14 protein-coding genes are annotated in these 18,645 nt (G+C 49.4%); 6 read left to right on the top strand and 8 right to left on the bottom strand.

Annotation, left to right across the window (positions count from 1 at the left end; all coding sequences use genetic code 11):
• Nucleotides 1-190: 190 nt before the first annotated feature.
• Nucleotides 191-5,026 (top strand): S8 family serine peptidase, encoded by a 4,836-nt coding sequence (locus tag MCRY_RS21285; protein ID WP_085633635.1) that lies wholly within the window; start codon nucleotides 191-193, stop codon nucleotides 5,024-5,026.
• Nucleotides 5,027-5,187: 161 nt separating this feature from the next.
• On the top strand, nucleotides 5,188-6,219 hold the full coding sequence (locus MCRY_RS21280; protein ID WP_085633633.1) for an AI-2E family transporter: 1,032 nt from the start codon (nucleotides 5,188-5,190) through the stop codon (nucleotides 6,217-6,219).
• Between the two features lie 323 nt (nucleotides 6,220-6,542).
• Here MCRY_RS21280 and MCRY_RS21270 read toward each other — a convergent pair whose 3' ends face one another.
• Entirely contained in the window at nucleotides 6,543-7,163 is a 621-nt protein-coding gene (locus tag MCRY_RS21270) for a response regulator transcription factor (RefSeq protein WP_085633629.1), read from the bottom strand.
• 555 nt (nucleotides 7,164-7,718) lie between these two features.
• Between MCRY_RS21270 and MCRY_RS22690 the strand changes: the two genes are divergently transcribed.
• Complete coding sequence (locus MCRY_RS22690; RefSeq protein WP_138487746.1) at nucleotides 7,719-8,348, top strand: hypothetical protein; 630 nt, start codon at nucleotides 7,719-7,721, stop codon at nucleotides 8,346-8,348.
• 104 nt (nucleotides 8,349-8,452) lie between these two features.
• Here the strand turns inward: MCRY_RS22690 and MCRY_RS21265 are convergent, their stop codons facing one another.
• Nucleotides 8,453-9,880 carry a mannose-1-phosphate guanylyltransferase/mannose-6-phosphate isomerase gene (locus tag MCRY_RS21265; RefSeq protein WP_238939801.1) on the bottom strand — a complete coding sequence of 476 codons (1,428 nt, stop codon included), beginning with the start codon at nucleotides 9,878-9,880 and terminating at the stop codon, nucleotides 8,453-8,455.
• A 954-nt stretch (nucleotides 9,881-10,834) separates the two neighbouring features.
• On the opposite strand from MCRY_RS21265, the gene MCRY_RS22685 reads away from it, so the two are divergent.
• On the top strand, nucleotides 10,835-11,680 hold the full coding sequence (locus tag MCRY_RS22685) for a glycosyltransferase family 2 protein (RefSeq protein WP_138487747.1): 846 nt from the start codon (nucleotides 10,835-10,837) through the stop codon (nucleotides 11,678-11,680).
• Between the two features lie 160 nt (nucleotides 11,681-11,840).
• On the opposite strand, the gene MCRY_RS21260 is transcribed toward MCRY_RS22685, so the two are convergent.
• On the bottom strand, nucleotides 11,841-13,253 hold the full coding sequence (locus MCRY_RS21260; protein ID WP_085633627.1) for a phosphomannomutase: 1,413 nt from the start codon (nucleotides 13,251-13,253) through the stop codon (nucleotides 11,841-11,843).
• Nucleotides 13,254-13,317: 64 nt separating this feature from the next.
• Nucleotides 13,318-13,626, bottom strand: coding sequence for an ATP-binding protein (locus MCRY_RS23270; protein ID WP_203276070.1), 309 nt, complete (start codon nucleotides 13,624-13,626; stop codon nucleotides 13,318-13,320).
• Between MCRY_RS23270 and MCRY_RS23045 the strand changes: the two genes are divergently transcribed.
• Together MCRY_RS23045 and MCRY_RS21250 are read left to right on the top strand one after the other, a co-directional pair.
• Nucleotides 13,625-13,879 (top strand): hypothetical protein, encoded by a 255-nt coding sequence (locus MCRY_RS23045; protein WP_138487748.1) that lies wholly within the window; start codon nucleotides 13,625-13,627, stop codon nucleotides 13,877-13,879. The genes MCRY_RS23270 and MCRY_RS23045 overlap by 2 nt on opposite strands.
• A gap of 188 nt (nucleotides 13,880-14,067) precedes the next feature.
• The gene (locus tag MCRY_RS21250) at nucleotides 14,068-14,748 is read left to right on the top strand and encodes a hypothetical protein (RefSeq protein WP_139834151.1); all 681 of its coding nucleotides are present in this window, start codon (nucleotides 14,068-14,070) and stop codon (nucleotides 14,746-14,748) included.
• Between the two features lie 131 nt (nucleotides 14,749-14,879).
• Here the strand turns inward: MCRY_RS21250 and MCRY_RS21245 are convergent, their stop codons facing one another.
• From MCRY_RS21245 to MCRY_RS21230, 4 genes are all read right to left on the bottom strand, one after another.
• Nucleotides 14,880-16,133: a saccharopine dehydrogenase family protein gene (locus MCRY_RS21245; RefSeq protein WP_085633623.1), complete on the bottom strand. Its 1,254-nt coding sequence runs from the start codon at nucleotides 16,131-16,133 to the stop codon at nucleotides 14,880-14,882.
• 69 nt (nucleotides 16,134-16,202) lie between these two features.
• The gene (locus MCRY_RS22680) at nucleotides 16,203-16,808 is read right to left on the bottom strand and encodes a hypothetical protein (protein ID WP_138487749.1); all 606 of its coding nucleotides are present in this window, start codon (nucleotides 16,806-16,808) and stop codon (nucleotides 16,203-16,205) included.
• Nucleotides 16,805-17,452 carry an IS607 family transposase gene (locus MCRY_RS21235; RefSeq protein ID WP_085633639.1) on the bottom strand — a complete coding sequence of 216 codons (648 nt, stop codon included), beginning with the start codon at nucleotides 17,450-17,452 and terminating at the stop codon, nucleotides 16,805-16,807. The genes MCRY_RS22680 and MCRY_RS21235 overlap by 4 nt, the downstream gene beginning before the upstream one ends.
• A gap of 72 nt (nucleotides 17,453-17,524) precedes the next feature.
• Nucleotides 17,525-18,616, bottom strand: a complete 1,092-nt coding sequence (locus MCRY_RS21230) for a carboxynorspermidine decarboxylase (RefSeq protein ID WP_085633637.1) — start codon at nucleotides 18,614-18,616, stop codon at nucleotides 17,525-17,527.
• Between the last annotated feature and the right edge of the window lie 29 nt (nucleotides 18,617-18,645).

Genomic DNA, 18,645 nt, shown 5'->3' with positions numbered 1-18,645 from the left:
GGTTTCCGATGATCAGCATGCAGAGCTCCCGTCTCGTTCAAAACAGATAGTGCCATGAAAAGCGCTGACCGACGAGGGGTTATGTGATCACCCGGGATGGGACATCTGGGACATGGTGCAATCTGTTTTGCAACGTCGGCCTGGTATAGTATATTTGAAACACAAGAATTTTACGCGGGAGCGCACATAGATGTTTGATTCGGTTGGAACCGGAGGGCTCGCCGCATACATGTCTTTCCGCGAGTGGAGCTGGAACAATATCCTGATATTGATTGGGCTTGAGACCGAAGCTCGGCTTGCCGAAATCTCTACGTCAGATGAAGATAACCGGCTCGATCTCCAAGTGGAGACAGCACACCCGGTGACACCAGATGAGCTCGAGAATCTTGTTGCACTAATCGGGGCGAAGCTGATCCAGGATCCGATCGAGAGTGAATCTTCACGTATCGACGGTGGAGTGGTCTACGCCCTATCGATCACAAGCAATAACACGCCTGTTCATATCGAGGCAGTGTTGCTGGAAATCCCGGATGTGGTGACTGTTTGGCTTAACGAGATTGTAGCTACGACCGAACCTGTCCCTTTGGTGCCAAATACAGTGCCATGGTCACCCCAGAATGTCCCGATCATGGCAAAGCTGGAGTTTTCCGAGATTGGTGACCTCATGGCAGAGGGCAGCTCGAAGCTCAGCCCCCTCGTCAATATGGCAGACCCTGAAACGATCTTTGGCCCATTGTTATCGGCACAGGTCGCCGAGTTCGAAGCGGTTTTGGATGTGACGCCGAATATGGTGATGGGCGGCACACTTGCGTTTGGTGGCCCGGTGAATGGTAATCGAGGCACTAGGCCAGTCGAAGGTATTGAGCAGCCCTCTGGAGAGGCAGCTTATGTTGCTGGTCAATTACTTGTGCAATTCTCGGGCAAGGCCAGTGATACCGGTAAACTCCAAGCACTCAAGGCAATTGGCGGGCAGATTGAGGAGGTCATCAACGAGACTGCTGGCCCATATGGAACTGGCGGCCAGCTCGTTCTGATTAGTTTTGACGCGTCGCTGCCGATCGACCGTGTGATTGAGAATCTGTTACGGGATGCGACTGTCGAGACCGCTGGACGGAACTGGTTTTATCAGAGCGAAGCTTTTGTCAGCGATGACAGGTATTACACTGACGGCAGTCTTTGGGGCATGTACGGCGATACGACGTCACCGGCAAACCAATACGGCTCACAGGCGGGCGAAGCCTGGGCGGCCGGCTATGGCGGCTCGATGTCAACCGTTGTCGGTGTAATCGACACCGGCATGGATCCAACCCATCCCGATCTCTACCTGAACATCTGGCTCAACCAGATGGAGATACCCCTGGCTCTTCGAGATGTGCTCAAAGACACGGATCTGGACGGCCTGATCACGTTCCGGGATCTCAACCATGCCGACAATTCAAGCCATGTCAGCGATCTTAACAACAATAACCGCATTGATGCGTTTGATCTTCTGGACGATACGGTTTGGACGGACGGTGTAGATACGTCTGGCAACGGTTACATCGATGATCTTGTTGGTTGGAACTTCTGGGACAATAACAACCAGCCGTATCTTGCCAGCGATGGTGACGAGCATGGCACGCATGTTGCTGGCACGATTGGTGGTCTAGGCGGCAATGGAGCAGGGGTTGTCGGCGTGAACTGGGATGTCCAGCTCATGCCCTTGAAATTCCTGGGGCCGAGCGGAGGGTATACCAGTGGCGCAATTGCGGCAGTGGATTATTACACCTGGTACGCCAAGAATGACACCACACTTGATTACGCCGCCACAAACAATTCTTGGGGTGGCGGAGGATTTTCCACGGCTCTTCGGGATGCCATCGTCCGTGGCGGGCTTGAAGATGTTCTTTTCGTTGCGGCTGCGGGAAATAGCGGAAACGATGCCGATGCAAGCCCGTCTTATCCCGCCGCTTACACGACCATTGAGTTTTTGGGATATGAAGCCGTCCTCTCTGTTGCTGCTATCAATAGCAGCGGCGGGCTTGCATCATTTTCAAATTATGGCGACGTATCGGTTGATCTCGGGGCCCCAGGCGTCAGCGTCTGGTCAACGCTACCGGGCGGCTACGGCTCCTACTCCGGAACCTCAATGGCCTCTCCCCACGTGGCCGGGGCAATCGCGCTATATGCGGCTGCCTTTCCGACCGCTACTGCGGCCGAGATCCGGGATATCCTTCTTGGCTCGGTGACGGAGACGGGCGCGCTTCTGGGCAAGACCGTCACGGGTGGCCGGCTCGACATCAATACCATGATGAATGGCATGGCTGATGCGCCGGTTTATGTGCTGGGCATGGTGGTCAATGACAGCGTCATCGCCGGGGGTGAGATGCTTGAGGTGACGATCAGCTTCAGCAAAGGCGTAACGTTTGATCAGACAGGGCTTACATATGATGCCGGATCGCTGGACTTCTTCAGCCTCACGTCAAACGGAGACGGCACCACGTGGGTTGCCACATTCACCCCCGCAGCGGCGGTCACGTCTTCCTCGCAAACTGTCGGTGTGAAGCCAGGGTCCTACACCGCAACCGACGGGAGCCTCTCAGACGCGCCAGCAGCCACATCGGGAGAGTTCACCGTCGATACCGTCGCTCCGGGTACACCGATCATCTCGATGGTTGTGAATGATGCAAACGGAGACGGAAACCTTACAACCGGAGAGAGCGCCACGGTCACGATCACCTTCACCGAAGCGGTGACGAACTTCGAGATCGCGGATATCTCGCTCACGAATGCCACAGGCGCGCTCACGGAGCTTCAGAGCGTCGATGGCGGGACAACCTGGACGGTCACCTTCACGCCAGACTCCGGGCAGAGTGGAGAGTTTTCTGTCACCGTGGCGGAGAGCTATACCGATGTTGCTGGAAACCCAGGCACCGCGGGAACCTCGACCAATTTCGCGCTCAATACGACGGGCTCAACTCCGGGCATGAATGTCTATGGCACGGACGGCAGCGAGTCCGTTTTCGGGGGTGACGGCGACGACATCATCAGCGGGCTGCCGGAGAATACCGCCTTTAACGGGGCCGGAACCATTGATTTTCTTTATGGCTATGGTGGGGTGGACACGTTCATTCTCGGCAATGCAAGCGCCGGCATCTTCTATGACGATGGCAATGACAATTCCGGTAATACCGGTACCAATGATTATGTCCACATCAAGGATTTCGGGGTGGGGGGCGCCGATAAGGTCAAGTTGATTGGAGGTGACGGGCAGTATCTCCTTGCAGAATGGACCATGGACGGCGTTGCTGGCACGGTGATTGCCAAGGATGGCAGTGGACGTAATTTCGGTAGCTTTGATTCCAAGGATGAAATCATCGCCTTCCTGGAAGGGGTGACGCCCGGCGACCTCAGCAAAACGACAGACGAAACCGGAACCTTCACTTTCGTGACCTTTGCCGGTGGGCCCGACATGATTGCCCCTGTGGTGACCGTCGAAGGGCTGACCACGTCGGACACCACACCCGCGCTGTCAGGCACGGTCGATGATTTCACGGCTTCGATCTTGGTCGCTATTAACGGCAGCAGTTATGCGGCCACAAACAGTGGCAATGGGACTTGGACGCTGGCGGATAACACCATCATGGAGATTGCTGACGGAACCTATGATGTTGTGGTGACGGCGACGGATGGCGCTGGAAACAGTGCGACCGACAGCACAACAGCCGATCTGGTTATTGACACGACAGCCCCTGTGGTGACTGTCGATACCCTAACAACATCCGATACCACACCGCAGTTGACGGGAACCGTTACGGGGACCACCGCCCCGATTTCTGTCGCTGTCAACGGGAGCAGCTATACGGCCACAAACAATGGCAATGGAACCTGGACGCTGGTCGATGACGCAATAACGAGTGCTCTGGCCCCGGGAACCTATGATGTCTCTGTGAGAGTAACGGATGAAGCGGGCAATGTAGGCCAGGACACCTCTGCAGATGAGTTGATCATCACGGATAGCGCAGGCCCTGTGGTGACTGTCGACGCGCTGACCACCTCGGACACTACACCCGCGCTGTCAGGCAAGGTTGATGATACCGCGGCTTTGATTTCTGTTGCGATCAACGGCAGCATTTACACTGCTACAAACAATGGCGATGGCACCTGGATGCTGGTGGAGGGCGCCATCGCAACGGGTCTTGCCGACGGAACCTACGACGTTGTGGTGACGGCGACGGATGGCGCAGGAAACAGTGCGACGGACAACACAGCAGGCGAACTGATTATTGACACGACATTGCCTGTAGTGACTGTGGCGGCACTCTCTACACCCGATACAACTCCGACGTTGACCGGGATGGTTACGGACACAACGACAGCAACTGTCAGCGTTGCTGTCGGTACTCAGACGTTTGAGAACGTATCTGTAGATGCCTTCGGAAACTGGAGCGTTACAGTCTCCACGGCTCTAACCCCTGGGACCTACGACGTCAGTGCGACGGCAACAGATGCAGCGGGCAACAGCGCAACTGACCAAACCATCAGTGAACTCATTATTGAGGAATTTCTTGGCCAGATCATCTTTGGCACTACTGGAAGCGATGTACTTTCCGGCGGATCGGGGAATGACATTATAAGTGGTCTGCCCGACCCTGCCGAGACACCGACCACTACGACGCTTGGCGAAGGGGAAGTAGATACATTGACAGGCGGAGGGGGTGAAGACGTGTTCGAACTCGGCGACAGCCGCGGTATTTTCTATGATGATGACAATCCCAGATCAGGTAACAATGGTAAGAATGATTATGCGTTGATAACTGATTTTATGATTGGCGTGGATAAGATACAGCTCTCACTAACTGGAGCTGGGACAAGTATCTTTGATGAATACTTCCTTGTAGCATGGACACAAAGTGGAGTGACTGGAACTGGTATTTTCCATGACACTGATGGGGCAGGACGTTTTGACTCGAAAGACGAGATGATTGGTCTGGTGGAGGCCGTAGGAGTCTCGGACTTTACAGATACTGACTTCGTCGTGGTGTAACGACCTGCCTGTCAAATCAAGTAGGAAAAATGCTGTTTCTTGAACAGGTTGGGATTAAACTTGTGACCGTCGTCTTCAGCGCCGTTGCGCTTGTGACATGATCATGCTTTCTAGCCAGGCTTGAGTATAAATCTACTTGGTCAAAGAGGTGTGACTGTAATATGCGCAATGCAACCTATGCAACAGCACTGACCTTGATGCTTGGATGGCTTTTATGGATGGGTCGTCCGATACTTTTACCGGTATTTGCTGCAGTAATCTCTGTGTATATTCTGTCAGCTGCAGCTACAGGTATGCAAAATATTCCTGTTATTGGTAGGTTGCCGGCGTGGGCGAGAAGAGCAGTAATATTGATTGTGTTCACAATTTTGGTGACCTTACTTTTTATTTTGGTGATAAACAATTTGGCTCAGATAGCCGTCATTCTTCCTACATATGAATCAAATCTTCAGCTTCTAATCACACAAAATGCCAGTATGTTGGGAATCGAGGGCGAGCCTACTTGGGAAAATCTTAGAAGTGTAACCTTGGATCAGATAGACGTTAAGTCATGGATAGCCCCTGCTCTACTTTCTTTACGCGGTTTTGGAATTACTTTATTTTTGATTGTTCTGTATTCTAGTTTTTTAATTGCTGAGCGTGGTGTGATGGCAAAAAAGGCAATAATCGCGATGGGGGATGCGGAATCTGGTCAGAGAGCCATCTCTTTGCTCTCTAGAATAAACGAAAGAATTGGGCAGTACCTTTTTATGAAAACAATAGTAAATATAATCTTGGGGGTAATTTCATTTTTTATTATGCTGGCTTTGGGAATAGAGCTTGCTCTTTTTTGGGCTGTATTGATTGCATTTTTAAATTATATACCTTACATCGGATCTCTGATTGGAGTCATTTTTCCAGTACTCCTCGGTTTAGCTCAGTTTGGTAATTTATCCATGGCTATGGTGGTGATGATAGCGCTGACTATGGCGCAGATAATTGTAGCTTTCTATCTTGAGCCAAAGATGATGGGAAGGGCTTTTAATTTGAGCCCATTTATCGTTTTGTTAGCACTCGCTTTTTGGAGTACCTTGTGGGGTGTGCCAGGAGCTCTCTTAGCTGTTCCATTAACAGTTAGCCTTGTACTGGTCTTAGCTGAGTTGCCAGCTACCCGCCCAATAGCAATTCTTTTATCTGCCAATGGTAAATTATAAAATCCCTTGCCTGAACGTCTTGCTGAAAAGCGTACATTCAGGTTTGCTCGAGCCGAAGATGTAATGCAGGCCCAAGTAGACATACGGGTCCAGAACATCCGGTGTGTAGTAAAAGCGGTCTGCGCGTTGCAGTAGCTTGATCTTGGTTTGATACTCGCGAATTGCCCGGATCAATTAGCGCAAGTTCGCGGTGCTTTCTACTGGTTTGGCGGCAACATGTTGGATGCAGCAAGACTCTTGTCAGCCGCCCGTCCTGCTCGAAGACGAGGATCGGTTGGCAGGGCACATTGGTAGTAAATGCCAAACTTGAAATGCTGTGCGACTTAAATCATACCACTTTTTTGAGCAATTAAAACGGCTTGCGTGCGGTTCTTCGCGCCAAGTTTCCGAAAAATAGAGCGTACCCGCATCTTGATTGTGGTCTCAGGCAGGCTCATAATATTCATTATATCTCTGTTAGAAAGGCCTTCTGCAAGCTTCTTGAGAACTTCAAAATCACCATCACCAAGACCATAGCTTTCCTTGCCAATTTGACTTCCATGAAAAGTAAAGAAATTCATTGGGATAAATTTATGTCCTGTAGAAAGAAACTTCAACGCGCTAGTAAGCGCATCAACAGTGAACGTTTTAGGAATAAAACCCGAAATCCCAATATCAAGGCAATTCTGAATAAATATCTCAGATACCGCTCCTGAAAATATAATCACTTGGCCATTTTTGTTCAGGTCGACCAGTGTCTTGACGTCTTGAAGTCCAACAGTATCAGGTAAGGCAACCTCAAGCATGACGATGTCAAAACCATCATTATTTGATATTTCTTGATGGGCAACTTCAATAGAAGCAGCGCATGTTACAGAAAATGCTCCCGTTGACTCAAGGCTCTGTGAGACCAACTCTAAAATGAAGTGATGATTGTCAATAAGTAAGATGCTTGTATTTTTCATTACTCAAAAACCTTCTGCGGCATAGAGAGAGATATTGTTGGCTGGTAACCCTTAAGATAGTTACGATTTGACTGCAAGATGGCTTGATATGATCGTGTCATCAAGGATGTTGCGGGCTTAGGTGATGTCTGCAGGTAGGAGTGCATCGAACCAGTAAGTCCTGATAAGGTGGAAACCTAGGTGATCACAGAGCGTGGCGTGAGACTGTCAATCACTCTTGAGATACGATCTGGATAATTGTCCCAAGCGGGGGGGGCGGCTTTGGTCTGAACTGAAATGCGCCAGCTCAACTACTCTTGCGCGACCATTTCGTAAGCAATGTTTCAAAGGTCCCCAAAGTGGGGTGTGAGGGGAAGCAAGAGCTGGATGTGACGTCAGGTTTTTCAGTGAGGTCGCTTGCGGCCTCGAACGTTTTGATTATACCACTTGTATCGTTACATGGGTATTTGACGCCATATAACCAAGAAAAAAGATTCAAAATCTTACGAGAGTAGTGGGAATTTACCTTGTTCTGCATCGAAATTGAACGGTAGACTTGATAGCGAGTGAAAGGAGGTGGTCCATGGTCTTATTTTTGCCATCCAGCTACTTGGGGATATGATTGCAACTGGTGCCTTTGTTGACTACGGGAGTTTTATGAATTTCATCCTGTGGTATTTGGTAATTTCAGTAGTTCTATTAATTGTGCTATTAATCTGGTGTAATTTTAAGAATTGGTCTGTTTCTAATCGAAGTTTTCCAAAATCAGGTTTAAAAAAATCGTGTGAAGTGTTTATTTTATCTGAGAAAGATAGTGATAGTTCAAATGAAATTCAGAATTTTGCCAAGCGACTATCTTATCCGTATAATCTCATTATAAGTATAGATCAGATTTTTGGTTATGAGCGAAGCAAAGAACTCAGTGGAGATTTTTTATTTATTGATATGGATCATCTTGAGCGAAGTGGATGTTCAGTAGGATATATTATTGACATTATTCGTAGTTTCCGTCTGCGGTATCCTGAGTGTGCCGTGATATTATTATCTTCAGAATTTGGGAGAGACGATTATGATATGCACCGATTAGAAGTTTGTGATGCAAGTCTCAGTCTTCCAGTTTCTCAATCACGTATCCTTGAGGCTGCACTGAATGCAAGCTCCAATAATTTGGTATGGTGTAAGCGTTGGAATGAATTATATAGATAAAAATCCTTATCTAATATATGCTTTTATTATTCTGTTTTATAGGAGTATCTGGAGCATTGTGTATGTGGCTTGGTTAGATGTTACTAAAATGCACTGGTAGTCATTCACAAACGTGAATAGACATCGTCGTACCGGATGATATCATCTTCGTCCAAGTATGACCCAGTCTGTACTTCTATTAAAACCATTGGAACTTTACCAGGATTTTCCATTCTATGGATTGACCCAAGTGGTATGTAAACTGATTGGTTCTCCGTGAGGAGCTGAACTTCCTCGTTTACTGTAACTTTCGCAGTCCCGGCAACAACGATCCAGTGCTCAGAGCGATGAAAATGGCTTTGTAGAGATAAAGAAGCACCAGGATGTACATGAATACGTTTGACTTGGAAACGGTCAGCTAGAATCAATGTTTCAAACCAACCCCAAGGTCTGTGGTCTACAGGAAGCTGTACCGCTTGTTTTGCACCTTTATTATTTAGAATTTCTACTGCTTGACGCACACTTTGACTGTCTGTCAAGTCTGCAACTAGAACGGCGTCCCGCATTGCAACTACAACCAAATTTTTCAGTCCAATGCCTACTAATTCTATTTCTTCACTTTCTGATCGTAGGAGCGAGTTTTCGCAGTTAATCAAAGTTGTCAGTCCAGAGAGGGCGTTTCCATTGTTATCTTGTGGACTCGCTTTCCAAATGGCTTCCCAGCTACCAAGGTCAGACCAATTACCAGAAAATCGAACAACACTTATATTTTGAGCATGTTCCATTACCGCAAAATCTATTGAGGCTGAACGTATTTTTTTCCATAGAGTTGGGTCAATACGAAGAAAGCCAAGGTCTGTAGTGGCGGCGGCCATTGCTGCGCGTGTACCATTCAAAATATCAGGTGCATACTTCTGGAATGCATCAATCAAGATATCAGCACGCACTAAAAAAATACCAGCATTCCATAGATAGCGATCATCGGCCAAAAGTGTGTTTGCAAGAGAGCAATTTGGCTTTTCAATGAATCGTGAGAGCGAATATATTTCAGGACTTGTTTCCTCAGAAGTCTCGAGCCATCCATAGCCAGTTTCAGCTCGAGTTGGCTGGATGCCATAGGTAACAATTTCCCCCTGTGTGGCAGTGGGCACACCCTTTAATATTGTATCACGGAAGTCTGCTGAATCCTGTATGGCATGATCAGCAGGGACGAGAAGAATTAAAGTTGTAGGATCTTTTGAAGCTAGATAAAGTGCAGCAGCCAAAGCGGCAGGAGCAGTGTTGCGACTTTCTGGTTCAATGAGAATACCTGAAGCCTGTAATCCACAATGCTCAAGTTGTTCAGCAACTATAAAGCGGAACCCTTCTCCAGTTACTGCTAATGGTTCAGCAAAGCACGAACCAGAAACGCGCTGCGCAGCCTGTTGAAACAAGCTTTTTTGACCTAAAAAATGTGCAAACTGTTTTGGAAAACTCTTTCGGGATAGTGGCCAGAGTCGTGTACCGGAGCCTCCACAAAGGAGTACAGGATTAATCACAGGGATATTGTGCATGGCCACACTTTCTTGAATGTGTAATTGTGTTGTCTGAAGATATCACCTGTTAAGAAGTACATCAAATCAGAAATTGGTCTTTAGTGGCGCTGTTTTGAGAATTATGTTTTGAGAAAGGTTGGCAATGAGGTAGATTCTCGTCATCAGTATACATCATTTGGATTTTTCCTTTTTGGATGCCTCGCTTTGCTTAATTCCATTCGGTCGCACATCCAATTTAGGATGCTTTCTGGAAGAGCTGAATAATACACTTGTGTTACGCCGTCAGTCGCTGGCGAAATTATTGCGCAAGCCATACCCAAATGAACTGACTGCAAGGCATGAATTTGTTTGTTGTCGGTGTAAGCTGTCGATGCTGTTGGTCTATAAGGCACGTTAGGTGACTGCCACCTCATCCTGAAGAAAAACCTGTTTTTTGTTGAAACTCGCCTGAGTGGCTTTGTTTGTGTGAGATTATGCGGCGTCTTGGGTTGGTCAAGTTGGCGGCTCTGTCGATGGATGATGAGGACCTGACCGGGAGTTGGCTGAGGCTTATGAGTTTTAGGCGACGGAAGTCTTTGGTGACGATGCTGTTGCAGTCATTTTGGCGTCCGACCATTGATGTGGACCATATCCGATAGCTGTGAAGTAGTTCAAGTATTCTTGGGTTGAGCAGAGGTCACCGTTCACAGTGGTTGCCCTGAGCACGTTGACGAAGGTGCAACCTACGTTGTGCGGCGTTCTTTTCAGGAACCTAAGGCGTATGGAGACTTGTAAATGAAAAAGATATGATATTTTATTTTGCAATAATGCCGAGCATGCTGTTGAATGTCTAGCCAAGGCTTATATAAGGTGAAGATTACTGACTGTGATACGTCTCTTTGGATAAAATATGTCAACGGTTTTGAAACAATCTAATGCAAACATGATTGTAATATGATTTATTAAAGTACGTCAACTTCTCAGGTTAACTATATGGCTGTGATCACTCTTTCATCCATTCCTCCTCGTTTTGGGCTTATTGGCCCCACGCTTGAGTCTCTTACCTCTCAGCGAGGAGTTGATGGTGTTGAGCTTTATCTTCCAAGAACCTATTATAGATTTCCAGATTGGGACGGTAGCCTTCCTAAAGTACCGGCTGGAGTGACCATTCATCGGTTGGATCATGATTATGGTCCAGCTAGTAAAATTCTCGGAGCAGTTGATCGCTATCACAAGGAAGATATACAGTTACTTTTTTGTGATGATGATCGTGATTATACTTCAGGTTGGGCCTCTGGTCTTTTGTCTGAAGCGGAACGTTTCCCCAATTGTGTCATAGCTCTTGCTGGTTGGGATATTGCAGGGTTTAATTCCCGCAGACAGTTTGCAAAACCGCGCCATCAACGCAGATCTAGAATTTGGGATCTTGACTATCGAATGGCGCGTTTGAGACAAATCACGTCTGGGAGTAGAAACTTAACCTTGGCGGAAAAACCGGCAAGGCGAATAATCGCTCGGTCAGGCTATGCTGATATATTTGAAGGTTATGGAGGTGTTATTGTACGACCAAATTTTTTTGATATAACAAGTTTCAATATTCCTCATCAAGCTTTCCATGTAGATGATATCTGGTTGTCAGGTTTAATGGCGCGAGCTGATATTGGTATTTGGTTGGTGGCAAGTCGATATGAACCTAAAACAACAGCAGCGGACAGGCAGTATGCTCTTTACCACCATCGTGAATCCGAAAAAGGCAGGGTAGAGCTTAATGCTGCCGCAATAGACCTATTGAGAGAGAAGTGGGGTATATGGGGGGGGAGGCGGAATGTCCATACCTGAGATTGGGATGCAGTAAGCCAGATGCCTGGAGAGTTATATTTTGTCCATTACAAGCAATTTATATTGTGCCTCAGGAGATTAGTAGAGTTAATTAATCTTTTACACGCAAGAGTTCTATCTAAAATATAAAGTTAGAATATCTATCTGTCCAAAATAGAAATTATAGAAAATCCTTGGTAGTGCTTTTGTACACTGAAATGTGCGAAGCTATCTGTTCACATGTACTTTGCAAAATTTTTTCTGCAAATGTCAGTGTTTGTGCTTCTACATAGCACCGAAATTCAGGGGAATTTCCTGAAGGTCGTAAGTGAATTATAACACCATCTTCAAAAAAAACTCTGAGTCCGTCAGTCAAGTCTATTTTGTGTTCTCTCACCTCCCGAGAAAATAAATTAGATCTTGCCAGAGAGTTATAAGATAATTTTGTAATAAAATTTTGTCCTGTCTCTGTAGAAATGTCTTGAAGTCTGCCAGATGCGGTAAATCGCGATGGCAGTTCAGAAATAATAGAATTCAAACTTTTAGATTTTTTGTGCATCAAAGTTAAAGACGTAATTATTGGTAAAAAAGAATCTCTTGTCATTAACTTATGAAGTTTTCCATGAGTCATTTTTGTATTAAATCCTAAAAGAAAACCACCATTGGCTTCATACCCTACAACTTTACCATCAGCAGTTTCCATCGCTTCTATTACAAATGGTGAACCAATTTTTGTACGTATGATTTGCGAAAATCCCATATGATCAACAGCTGTGTTTGATGAAACAGGAGTGCATATAACATTTGCGCCTAGTACTTGTGCAGCCAAAGGCCCTATTATATCTCCAGGTATCAGGTTGCCTTGAGAGTCTGCAATCAAGGGGCGATCACCGTCGCCATCAGTTGACACTATAGCGTCCAAGTGAAACATGGCGCACCATTTATGTAATTTAGTTTTCGTCTCGTTATCTATTGCCTCAGTATCGACTGATACGAATTTTTCAGTCCTTTCCAAGGATATAATATCTGCTCCCATCCGTAAGAGCGTCTCTTTCAAAGAGTCACGAGAAACAGAACTATGTTCATAAACACCAATACGCATACCGCTTAATATTTTTGACCCAAAAGCGTTAATATATCTATTAATATATTTTTCAATGGAACTTTTGTCTCTTGAGTAGTTGCCTACCGGCCCTTTATTTTCATATATGGTCGAGTTAAGTGCAAACACAATTTTCGTTTCAGTTGATTTCGAAATCTCGCCGGTTGGTGAATAAAATTTTAGACCATTTCGATCAGCAGGAATATGACTTCCAGTCACCATTATGGCTGCTTGGCCAGCTCCTATTGCCACGAGAGCCAAGGCTGGAGTTGGAATGGCACCATGGTCAACTACATCAACGCCCATTTTTTGCACAACGTCGGAGACTATCTTGGCGATTTTTGGCGATGAGGAACGTAGATCGCGGGCTATATGCACTGCTCCACCGTGGGGGCATACTTTCAGAAAACTTGATGTGTATGCAGTAATCACTTCATCTGTCAGCTCTGTCACAAGTCCACGCAAGCCGCTGGTGCCAAATTTTGGGGGCATGTTTTCCTCTTTTTGTAGCAATCTTTTCAAATACCTACGTTGATCTTCCTAAACGTGTAAAGCGTCAACCTCTTTGTCCGGTTCCCGACAACCGTGCTGGCCGGTTCTGGCCGCTGCGATCGGGTTGATTAGTCGATGTCGTTCTCCTGCGGTGTATGTTGTCGCGGGTTTCGGTTTCGAGGTAGTCGCTGGAGGCTGTCGTTCCAGCGTCAGCCTTTGCTGATTGTCGGCCGGCGGCGGTGCGCCTGTGATAGCTGTCGCCGTTCAATTTCAGGATGGTGGCGTGGTGGACGAGCCGGTCGATGGCTGCCACGGTGATGGCTTGGTCTGGGAAGACCTTGTCCCAGGCGCTGAAGGGCTGGTTGGCTGCCATGGCAAGGTTTCTGGTCGGTGAAGTCCGACAAGGCCATGCGGCCCGGTTCGGGCGTCTGGCGAAAGATCACATCGCGCTCCGGCCCATGCATGGCCCGCCAATTACGGACACGCCGCTCCAGCGTTCGATGCACTCGGTCGGCTGGGAAATCCTCTGGGATCGGACAACTGCAGGTGCCGCAACAGGGATACGGCCTGAACTGCGGGATCGCGCTCGAGGATTGGCACCAGCGTCGTTTCCCACACGGCCTTGAGCGGGTCGGGCACTGTGCGGCCCCGGGTGGCTTTTCGTTGCGCCGGGAGGCGTGGATTAGCGTCGCTACGACAAGCGGTGAACAAATATCAGCGGAACATCATCACGGTGTAAATGATAAATGTTGCGTTAGTTGCGTGTTATTTGGGCAGTGTGACTGGAAATCCCCGTCTTTTCAGGGCGGGGAAGATGTTAATTGCAAACGAAGATGGGCTGGCCCAAACTCAATTCCATGCTGTTCAGGAAGCAGCTTTACTATGTTCCGAGGTATGGCAGCCGGTGCTGAGAGTGCCTTGCTGCCATAAGCTCCCCACCCACTCACATGGCAACTGCCTGATCATGACAAAGATAAGCCGCTCACAGTCTCGCATTGGTATCACGGAACTGGCCAGGGCGCTTGGGCGGTCGGAGATGTTTGTGCGCTCGAGCCTGATGGTTCTGAAAATATCTCTGAAGGACGAATCACTGGAACTTGATGACGCGGTCGCCGTGATACGGCATCTTGCACAACGCCAGAGCGATCAGGATGAGCTGCTCGGCAGCCTGCTTGCAAAAATAACCACCACGGAGAAACGTGAACTTGAATTCGCGGTCGCTCTGGAGATGGTAAAGAAAGAACGCGCCGCCCTGGCGCGACTAACAGAGAATCTCAAAGAACAGCTTGGCCGCGAACAGAGCAGAAGCGATCGGCTGGAGCAGAATCTTCACGACCTGACCGCCTCTCTCGCGCATATCGTATTACAGCGTGACCGGCTTGTTGCCCGCTCGAAGCTGCGCAGTCGCGCAACTCTCAAGCATTACAACGGACGATCAGTCCTGTACTTGGAAGATCCGGTTAACCCACATCTGTTGAATCGCTCGGAAACGTAGTGTAGCGCAAAGTTGCCGGTCTCAAGCCATGGTGGCCAATGACCCTTGCGATCCCGCTCGCAGGCCCCGCCGTTCAGGGCGGGGTCAAAGCATTAAGCCTGCAGGAATGGTGGCCTTAACGAGAAACGTACTTAGCTTGCGTAGTCGGTCCAAGCCATGTCCTCGCCGCCAAGACCGCCCTTGAGAACGCGGGTCGACAGGCCAATCCGATCAAGCAGGGTGAAGAAGGGCTTGGGGTCCAGTTCCTCGACATTTCTCATTGTCTTTGTATCCCATTCGCCTGTCGCGACCAGCATGGCAGCGGCCACAGGCGGAACACCGGCGGTATAAGAAATACCCTGACTGCCTACCTCTTCATAGGCCTCTTTGTGATCGGCCACGTTGTAGACGAAGAGCTCGATCTCCTTGCCGTCCTTCACACCTTTGACCAAGTCGCCGATGCAGGTGTTGCCGGTATAATTGGGCGCAAGGCTGGCCGGGTCGGGCAGGCATGCCTTGACCACCTTAAGCGGGATCACCTCCTGGCCCTCTGCGGTGGTGACGGGCTGTTCGGAGAGCAGACCGATATTCTTCAGCACGGTGAAGACGTTGATGTAATGATCGCCGAACCCCATCCAGAAGCGCACATCCGCATGCGGGTAATTCACCGCCAATGAGTGGACCTCATCATGCCCCGACTGGTAAGCCTTGGAGGGGCCGACAACTGGCAGATCCCAAGTGTGGCCGGACTCGAACATCGACAGCTCTTTCCACGTCTGGTCTTCCCAATAATAAACCGTCCCGGTAAATTCACGAAAATTAATTTCGGGGTCAAAATTGGTCGCGAAATACTTACCGTGAGAGCCTGCGTTGATGTCGACGATGTCGATGCTTTTTACTTCGTCCATCTGGTCGATGGCAAAGCGGGCATAGGCGTTCACCACGCCTGGATCAAAGCCAGCGCCCAGAATGGCAGTCACACCCTCTTCGGTGCATTGATCGCGCCTTTTCCATTCATAATTCGCGTACCAGGGCGGGGTTTCGCAGACCTTGTCTGGCTCTTCATGGATGGCAGTGTCGATATAGGCCGCCCCCGTGGTGATGCAGGCATCAAGCACATGCATGTTCACAAACGCCGTGCCAACATTGATTACGATCTGTGTGCCGGTTTCGCGGATGAGGTCTGCGACAGCCTCGCTATCTGTGGCATCGACGTGGTGGGCTGTGAACGCGCGGTCGATTTTCATCGCGCCCTTCTCGTGTACGCCGGCAATGATCTCTTCGCATTTTGACTTGGTGCGGCTGGCAATATGCAGGTCTCCCAGCACATCATTGTTCTGCGCGCACTTATGTGCAACCACATGAGCGACGCCACCTGCGCCGATGATAAGTACGTTTTTCTTCAAAACTGAACTCCATTGAGATGATGACGCGCCGCTCGTTCAGACGTGATCATTTTTACTCATAAAGGAGCATTATTCATCATGTCCCCGGGGGGCTGCTGCCCGGTCTTTCTCATTCATGCCACATGACATAAAGTGCTTCAATGCGAGGTGCTCCTCTTCGGGGAGCACCGTCACATCTGCGCTCGGGGCTTTGCATAAGCCGCGGCTCTCGGCGCAGAGGAAGTCGCATTGCCGGCTGCAGGCCAGCTTCCGGGTTGCGTGGATGAGTGAAGGCTCTTTCGAACCTCCGCCCACTGGCGCCATATATGCCTGCGCTGCTCGTTCAGATGACCTGACCCGGCATTGAGGGTGTTGCGGCGCCCACGGAACCCGCAGATGTAATTGATCCGCTTCGAGAGCCGCGCGGCACGGCGCAAAATCGAACCGCACCTTGATGGCGTTCTTCAGGCGCATGACGGGATGCGGAAGACGCTTTCCGTTGGCGTCGCGCAAGCGCTTGAATGCGGCCAATCCGCCAAGGGCCTCGATTTCGGCTTTTGCCGCAGCATGCGCCGCTTCTAATGCTCTGGACACATGGCGCTCGACAAGTCCAAGATGGGACGACATCTCGGAAAGCACACTCTCATGAGGACCACGCGGTAGGCGCAATTGATATGTCGTGACAAGACTGCTCATTCAGTGGCTTCTTGCTCTTTGCCATCAGGCGTGACCGCCTTTGCCATGCGCTCAAGCAATTTGGCATTTTTGCGGGAGCGTGCCCCATAAAGGCGGGCGCTGAAGACTGTGATGATTTCGAGGACATCGCGCTCAAGATCCTCCTCGAAGCTTGTGTCTTCGCCTTTGTTGAGGATCACAACCTCGATGTCCTTCGCCTCACAAATCGCAAAAACCAAGTCCGCACCAAAGCGCAGAAGTCGGTCCTTATGCGTGATGACAAGGCGACTGACACGGTCCTCAATAATTTCATCAAGAAGCCGCTTCAGACCTTTCTTGCGATAATTCATGCCCGATCCAAGATCGGTCACGACTTCGTAGGTCCAGCCCTGATGAGAGCAATACGCATCAAGAAGATCAGCCTGGCGTTCGAGATCGGGCTTTTGATCGTGTGACGACACACGGGCATAGGCGATGGTCTTGCGCTCCGCTGGGTCCTGCGCGCGATAAAGCTCTGGCTGGAGCTTCGCCAGGTCATAGCGGCGACTTCCGCCTTTTGTGATCTCATCTGGAATGAGCTTCCCGTTCTCGTGCCAACGGCGCAGAGTGAGCGGCGTGACGCCGAGGGCCTTCGCAGCCTTGCTGATGCTTACGATTTTCTTCATCATATTGATATATTCAGAGTAATTTTGATTTAATAAAGAGAGAGCTGTTAAAGCCCAAAGGCTGCGGTCAGATCACGACAGGGCAGCCGCAAAATCGTTATAAGTGAACCCGCGCACGAGGCGTTCGGCTCCGTCGAGCTCACGCACCGCGATCGAGGGCATCTGCACGCCATTGAACCAATTCTTCTTGACCATTGTGTATCCGGCCGCGTCTTGCATGGACAAACGGTCACCAGGCTTGAGGTCTTCTGGAAACTGGAACTCGCCAAAGATGTCTCCGGCCAAGCAGGATTTTCCACAGATCATCCATTTGCAATCGCCGCTTTCCTGCATCTTGGCGCTTTCGCGGTAGATCAGCAGATCGAGCATATGTGCCTCGATTGAGCTGTCTACAATGGCAAGGTTCTTCCCATTGTAGAGCGTGTCGAGAACCGTGACCTCGAGCGTTGTGGAGTTCGTGATCGCCGCCTCACCTGGCTCAAGGTAGACTTGTACCTCGTTTTCACCGGCGAAGCGCTTCAGGCGCTCGGCCAAACGGTCGAGTGGATAGTCCTTACCAGTAAAATGTATGCCACCGCCGAGGCTGATCCACTGCATCTTACGGATCAGTGAACCGAACTGCTCTTCGATTTGGCCCAGCATCTCGTCAAAGCGTTCGAAGCTCGCGTTCTCGCAGTTGTTGTGGAACATGAACCCGCTGACCAAGTCCACAACCGGAGCAATCGCTTCGATGCTGTGTTCGCCCAACCGCGAAAAGGGTCGGGCTGGGTCGGCGAGATCAAAGTCTGAGGTCGAGATGCCAGGATTGATACGCAAACCGCGCACATGGCTGCGACTTACTGCCTCGAAACGCAAGAGCTGCTGTACGGTGTTGAAGATAACCTTGTCTGACGAGGCCAGCATCTCATCCATCTCATGTGGCGCCCAGGCAACTGAATAGGCATGGGTCTCGCCTGCAAATTTCTCCCGTCCCAGCTTGACCTCAAAGAGTGAGGAAGACGTGGTGCCATCCATGTACTCGGACATCACGTCAAAGACTGACCACGTAGCAAAGCATTTGAGCGCCAAAAGTGATTTCACCCCTGACAACTCGCGCAACTTCGCAATTTTTTCCATGTTCTGGAGAAGTCGGGATTTGTCTATCAGATAATAGGGCGTCTGCATGCGCATCGAACCTTGTGGCCGGATATGTT

Source organism: Marivita cryptomonadis (assembly GCF_002115725.1).
Lineage (GTDB): Bacteria > Pseudomonadota > Alphaproteobacteria > Rhodobacterales > Rhodobacteraceae > Marivita > Marivita cryptomonadis.
This window is presented reverse-complemented; position numbering and strand designations above follow the sequence as displayed.